This is a genomic window from Campylobacter sp. CH246, from assembly GCF_004378835.1.
Classification (GTDB): Bacteria; Campylobacterota; Campylobacteria; order Campylobacterales; family Campylobacteraceae; genus Campylobacter_D; species Campylobacter_D jejuni.
The window spans coordinates 81915-87928 of record NZ_RYYA01000008.1; the positions used below are offsets into that span (position 1 = coordinate 81915).

General features: G+C 32.0%; 6 protein-coding genes. 5 read left to right on the forward strand and 1 reads right to left on the reverse strand.

The window, feature by feature from the left end; genetic code table 11:
* Position 1: 1 nt before the first annotated feature.
* The 5 genes from trxA to ELQ06_RS07200 all read left to right on the forward strand — a co-directional run bounded on the left by trxA (position 2) and on the right by ELQ06_RS07200 (position 4063).
* On the forward strand, positions 2-316 hold the full coding sequence (gene trxA, locus ELQ06_RS07185; protein WP_002778629.1) for a thioredoxin: 315 nt from the start codon (positions 2-4) through the stop codon (positions 314-316).
* 133 nt (positions 317-449) lie between these two features.
* Positions 450-1388 carry a thioredoxin-disulfide reductase gene (gene trxB / locus ELQ06_RS07190; protein ID WP_052798022.1) on the forward strand — a complete coding sequence of 313 codons (939 nt, stop codon included), beginning with the start codon at positions 450-452 and terminating at the stop codon, positions 1386-1388.
* A gap of 410 nt (positions 1389-1798) precedes the next feature.
* Complete coding sequence (locus tag ELQ06_RS07195; RefSeq protein WP_228583764.1) at positions 1799-2341, forward strand: gluconate 2-dehydrogenase subunit 3 family protein; 543 nt, start codon at positions 1799-1801, stop codon at positions 2339-2341.
* Positions 2342-2491: 150 nt separating this feature from the next.
* Positions 2492-2818: a GMC family oxidoreductase gene (locus tag ELQ06_RS08990; RefSeq protein ID WP_243833227.1), complete on the forward strand. Its 327-nt coding sequence runs from the start codon at positions 2492-2494 to the stop codon at positions 2816-2818.
* 132 nt (positions 2819-2950) lie between these two features.
* On the forward strand, positions 2951-4063 hold the full coding sequence (locus ELQ06_RS07200) for a GMC family oxidoreductase (RefSeq protein WP_225904062.1): 1113 nt from the start codon (positions 2951-2953) through the stop codon (positions 4061-4063).
* A gap of 38 nt (positions 4064-4101) precedes the next feature.
* Here ELQ06_RS07200 and ELQ06_RS07205 read toward each other — a convergent pair whose 3' ends face one another.
* The gene (locus ELQ06_RS07205; protein WP_134237497.1) at positions 4102-5883 is read right to left on the reverse strand and encodes a PhoX family phosphatase; all 1782 of its coding nucleotides are present in this window, start codon (positions 5881-5883) and stop codon (positions 4102-4104) included.
* Positions 5884-6014: the final 131 nt, after the last annotated feature.

Sequence of the window (6014 nt, forward strand, 5' to 3'; positions counted from 1 at the left end):
TATGGGAAAATATATTGAATTAACAAGTGATAATTTTGCTCAAGCAAAAGAAGGTGTAGCTTTAGTTGATTTTTGGGCTCCATGGTGCGGACCTTGTAGAATGCTTGCTCCAGTTATTGATGAACTTGCAAATGACTTCGATGGTAAAGCTAAAATTTGCAAAGTAAATACAGATGAACAAGGTGATTTAGCAGCTGAATTTGGTGTTCGCTCTATTCCTACACTTATTTTCTTTAAAAATGGTGAAGTTGTAGATCAACTCGTTGGTGCACAATCTAAACAAGCAATTAGCGATAAACTAAACTCTTTACTATAAACTAAAGGCTAGTATAACTAGCCTTCTTCTTAAAAATTTCAAATTTATACTAAATAATAATTTTTATTAACTACTATTAAGAATAATTTTTATATCATTATTAATAATAAAATTCAATATAAAGGAAATGTAAATGTTAGATGTAGCAATCATAGGTGGAGGTCCTGCTGGACTTAGTGCCGGACTTTATGCAACTAGAGGTGGTCTTAAGAATGTAGTAATGTTTGAAAAAGGTATGCCTGGTGGACAAATTACCTCAAGTTCTGAAATAGAAAATTATCCAGGTGTAGCCCAAGTTATGGATGGAATTTCTTTTATGGCTCCTTGGAATGAACAATGTATGCGTTTTGGTTTAAAACATGAAATGGTTGGAGTAGAGCAAATTTTAAAAAATAGTGATGGAAGTTTTACCATCAAATTAGAAGGTGGCAAAACAGAACTTGCTAAAGCTGTGATAGTTTGCACAGGCTCGGCTCCAAAAAGAGCAGGTTTTAAAGGCGAAGATGAATTTTTTGGAAAAGGTGTAAGTACTTGTGCAACTTGTGATGGATTTTTTTATAAAAATAAAGAAGTTGCAGTTTTAGGTGGTGGAGATACGGCTTTAGAAGAAGCTTTATATCTAGCAAATATTTGTTCTAAGGTTTATCTTATCCACCGCAGAGATGAGTTTAGAGCAGCTCCATCTACAGTAGAAAAAGTTAAGAAAAATGAAAAAATAGAACTCATTACTAGTGCAAGTGTAGATGAAGTATATGGTGATAAAATGGGTGTTACTGGTGTAAAAGTAAAATTAAAAGATGGTAGTATTAGAGATTTAAATGTTCCAGGAATTTTTACTTTTGTTGGTCTTAATGTAAGAAATGAAATTTTAAAACAAGACGATGGTAAGTTTTTATGCAATATGGAAGAAGGTGGGCAAGTAAGTGTTGATCTTAAAATGCAAACTAGTGTTGCTGGACTTTTTGCCGCAGGAGATCTTAGAAAAGATGCACCTAAGCAAGTGATTTGTGCTGCAGGTGATGGAGCTGTAGCTGCATTAAGTGCTATGGCTTATATAGAAAGCTTGCATTGATTTTTTCTTATTGTAGGCTAGAATTCCTAGCCTAAATCTTTATATCAACACTCCTTAAAAATATAAAATATTTTTTCATAATGTTTTAAAATATTATTAAATATAATTTAAATTATATTTAATTTTGTTACATAATTATATATTTAAAAAAATACAAAAATATTATTTTTTTAAATTAATATTTTTATATTAAAAGCTATAACTTATTTATGTTAAAAAAATAAGGAAGGAAAAAATAAGGACAAAAAACAAAGTCACAGAAATTTTCTTAAAGCCTCATCTTTGTTTGCTTTAGTAGGTGCTAACGCACCAAGTATGGTTTTTGCTCATACGCACAATCAAAACAATTTGAATTCTACTCAAAATTATCGTGCTAGAATTTTTTTAATAATTCTGCACAACTTGATATTCTGAGTGAAGCAGTAGAAAGAATTTTTCCCAAAGATGATTTAGGACCAGGTGCTAAAAAATTAGGTGTAGCTATTTTTATAGATAATGAACTTGCAGGAAATTACGGAAGTGGAGCAAAAAATTATCGCTTTGGACCTTTTATACAAGGAAAGAAAAATCAAGGTTATCAATATCCTTTAACTAGAGCTGAACTTTTTAAAATGGGAATTAATGCTTTAGATGAAGAAGTAAAACTTCGTTATAAAAAAGGCTTTGTAGAGCTTAGCGCAAATCAAAAAGATGAAGTCTTAAGAGCTTTTGAGCAAGATAAAACCAAGGTTTCTTTTGAAGATAAGATAAAGGCGAGTGATTTTTTCACAGAATTAAGAAACATAACTATAGCAGGAGTTTATGCTGATCCAATTTATAGTGGCAATGCAAATATACAAGCTTGGCGTATGAAAAAATTTCCAGGGGCACAAATGACTTACACAGCTCAAGTTTTAGATGGAGATAAATTTGAAGTGATAGAGCCTATTTCTTTGGCTGATATGTCGCATTAAAGGAATACAAATGGCAAAAATACTTAAAAAACAGATGTTGTTGTTATAGGTTTAGGTTGGAGTTCGTCTATTGTTGCAAATGAGTGCGCTAAAGCAGGACTTAAAGTTGTCACCTTAGAAAGGGGTGGATATCAAGATACTTCTGATTTTTTGGGCGCACACGATGAATATAAATATGTAAATAATGCTGCAATGAAACAAGATTTAAGTAAAGAAAGTATATGTGTTAGGAATAATGATAATGAAATTGCTTTGCCAATGAGAAAAAATTATGCTTTTGATGTCGGTAATAATGTTGGTGGAGCAGGAGTTCATTGGAATGGTATGAGTTATCGTTTTCTACCTTATGACTTTCAAATAAAATCTTTAACAGAAGAAAAATATGGCAAAAATAAAGTTTCTAAAGAATACACTATTCAAGATTGGGGTGTAAACTATGATGAAATGGAACCTTACTACGACAAAGCTGAAAAATGATGGGGTTTCTGGAGAAGATAAAAGTCCTTTCTCAGGAAAAAGAAGCAATCCTTATCCTAATCCACCTTTGGAAAAAACTACTATACTTAAAAAATTTGGAGAAGCGGCTAAAAACTTGGATATCATCCATGTATGGTTCCTGCTTCAAACTCATCTCAAACTTATACAAATCCCGATAAACAAAGTTTAGGAGCATGTCAATATTGTGCTTTTTGTGAGCATTTTGGCTGTGAATATGGTGCAAAAGCTTCTCCTATAGTAACAACTATACCTTCAGCTTTAGCAACAAAAAATTTAGATATTAAAACTTATGCTAATGTGTTAGAAATTTTGCATAAAGATAGTAAGGCTACAGGAGTAAGATTTGTTAATACTTTAACTTTGGGAGAATTCATACAACCTGCAGAAGTGGTTATGCTAGGCTCTTATGTTTGCAACAATGCTAAACTTTTAATGGTTTCTAATATAGGCGAAATTTATAATCCAAAAACAGGCAAAGGAACTTTAGGAAAAAATTATAGTTATCAAATCACACCTAGTGTTAATGGTTTTTTCAAAGATCCATTTAATTCTTATCTTGGAGCTGGGGCACTTTGCAATTGGATAGATGATTTTAATGGGGATAATTTCGATCATTCCAAACTTGATTTTATTCATGGAGCAAGCTTTAGACTTTCTCAAAACGGGACTCGTCCTATAGCTTCAAACCCTACAGAACCTAACACACCTTCATGGGGAGCCGAATTTAAAAAAGCTTCTATTTATAATTATACTCGATTTACTTATATTGGAGCTCAGGGTGCATCTATTCCTTATATGGGTAATTATTTATCCCTTGATCCAACTTATAAAGATGCTTATGAACTACCGCTTATCCGCGTAACCTATAATTTTACCAAGCAAGATAAAAATCTTTATAATTTTATGCTTCCAAAACTAAAAAGTATCATGCAAGAAATGGGAGCGCAAAATATTTACACTTCGCCAAAATTAGGAGATTATGGAGTAGTTTCAAATGGTTGGTATATTTCTACACATATTGCTGGCGGAACTATAATGGATACAGATAAAAACATAAGTGTAGTTAATCCTTATTTACAACATTGGGATGTTAATAATCTTTTTGTCATAGGTGCAGGAAATTTTCCACATAATCCAGGCTACAACCCTACCTTAACCTTAAATGCTTTAGCCTATCGTGCTAGCGAAGCTATTATAAAATATTTAAAAACTGGTAATTACTAATGCAGTAATTAAATTCCAAGCCTTAAGCTTGGAATTTATTAGCTTCCTATCACTCCACCATCAAGTTTTCTTATCATTATTACACTCGATCTTGGTGTTTTTCCATAAGGAAAAGTACTACCTTTTAAACCTTCTCCTGGATGTTGTATGCCTACAAACATTGTAGTATAATCCTCACTAAAAGCAATCCCTGTTAATTCACAAGCAATAGGCCCTGTTAAAAAGCGTCTGATTTCCCCTGTTTTTGGATTTGCTGCTAGCATGCAGTTATTTCCCATACCTTCGTATTCATCTTTATTAGAATAAGATCCATCTGTTTGTATCCAAAGTCTTCCATCTCTATCAAATTTAAGTCCATCAGGAGAATTGAATTTATTTTCACTTGTAATATTATTTGAGCCTTTATATAAGCCTTGTTGGTTATCAGGATTTCCAGCAAGAGCAAAAATTTCCCAAGTAAAATCATCGTCTTTATGAGAATTTTTTGGCATCCATTTTAAAATTTGTCCATAAACATTTTTAGTCCTTGGATTTGCTGTATTAGGTTCTTGGCGATTTTTGTTGTTCGTTAGTGTTGCAAATACCTCTTTAGAACCACTTTGTTTATGGCTTGCTATCCATTCACATCTATCCATAGGAGTTGCACCTACAATGCTTGCAGCAAGACGCGTATTGATGAGTACTTGAGCTTGAGACTTAAAACCATTTTTTTCATCTAAGCTGTTTTTGCCATATTCTAAAGCTATCCATTTTCCCTGTCCTTTAAAATCTCCCACCTTGCCATTAAACTGTCCTACATACAAAGTACCTTCATCTAAAATTTTACTTGTATCAGTACCTTTTTTGTATTTGCGTTTGCTAACAAATTTATAAATAAATTCATTCATCTCATCATCACCCATATAAACTATAACAGAACCATCTTTTTCTACGATAATTTCTGCATTTTCATGTTTAAAACGCCCTAAAGAAGTTCTTTTAACAGGTGTGCTTTTTGCATCAAAAGGATTGATTTCCACTATCCAACCAAAACGATTGGCTTCATTGATATTTTTAGCTAAATCAAATCTTTCATCAAATTTTTCCCATCCATAAAGACTAGTTTTGTTAAATCCGTAGCGTTTAAGAGAGTCATTAAATTCTAGATTTTCGTCTGAACTTCCAAAAAAATCGTCAAAATTTTCTTCACAGGTGATATAAGTTCCCCAAGGTGTTTGTCCATTTGCACAATTTGCAAAAGTTCCATGAACAAATTTTTCATTTTTTAAAACTTCTTTTTTAGCTGCTCCACTTACTTGCATTTTAGTGTTTGCATCGATTCTGCGGTTATACTTAGAGTCTAAAACCACAGTCCAATCATCACCCTTTTTTTCGATTTCTAAGATACTCACACCCACACTGGCTTGCTCATATAAAATATCTTCTTTGCTTAAATTTTTACCATGATGATTAAACATGATTTCAGGATTTATATATTCATTATTAACGGCTAAAATTCCTCTATTTTTTGAAAGTGGAAAAAAACTCATACCATCATCGTTATCTCCAAAAACCAAATGAGCATTTTTAACTGCATTCATATCGATGATTTTACTTTCATCATAAGGTTTTGCTTTACTAAAAAGTGGATCACCCCAAGAAATTAAAACCTTTGCTTCATAACCTTGTGGTACTATAACTTTATCTTGCGTGCTTGCACTAACAGCTTTAAAACCTAGCAAATCCTTATCCTTAAGCATAGCAGCACTTAAATTTGAACTTGCAAAAAAAGCCACCATAGAACCTAAAGCTGAACCTTTTAAAAACAATCTTCTTTCCATTTATTTTTACTCCATATTAAAATTTAAAACAATGGAAGTATAAAAATATTTGGAAACTTTTTAGAAACTTTGATGAAAAATTTAAATTGAAGGAAAAATTTATACCTAGTTTTTCACTAGGTATAAATGAT

What these genes read in the sequence shown, in the direction of transcription:
- trxB (WP_052798022.1), top strand. Translation starts at nt 450, where the DNA reads ATGTTAGATGTAGCAATCATAGGTGGAGGTCCTGCTGGACTTAGTGCC.
- ELQ06_RS07200 (WP_225904062.1), top strand. Translation starts at nt 2,951, where the DNA reads ATGGTTCCTGCTTCAAACTCATCTCAAACTTATACAAATCCCGATAAA.
- ELQ06_RS07205 (WP_134237497.1), bottom strand. Translation starts at nt 5,883, where the DNA reads ATGGAAAGAAGATTGTTTTTAAAAGGTTCAGCTTTAGGTTCTATGGTG.
- trxA (WP_002778629.1), top strand. Translation starts at nt 2, where the DNA reads ATGGGAAAATATATTGAATTAACAAGTGATAATTTTGCTCAAGCAAAA.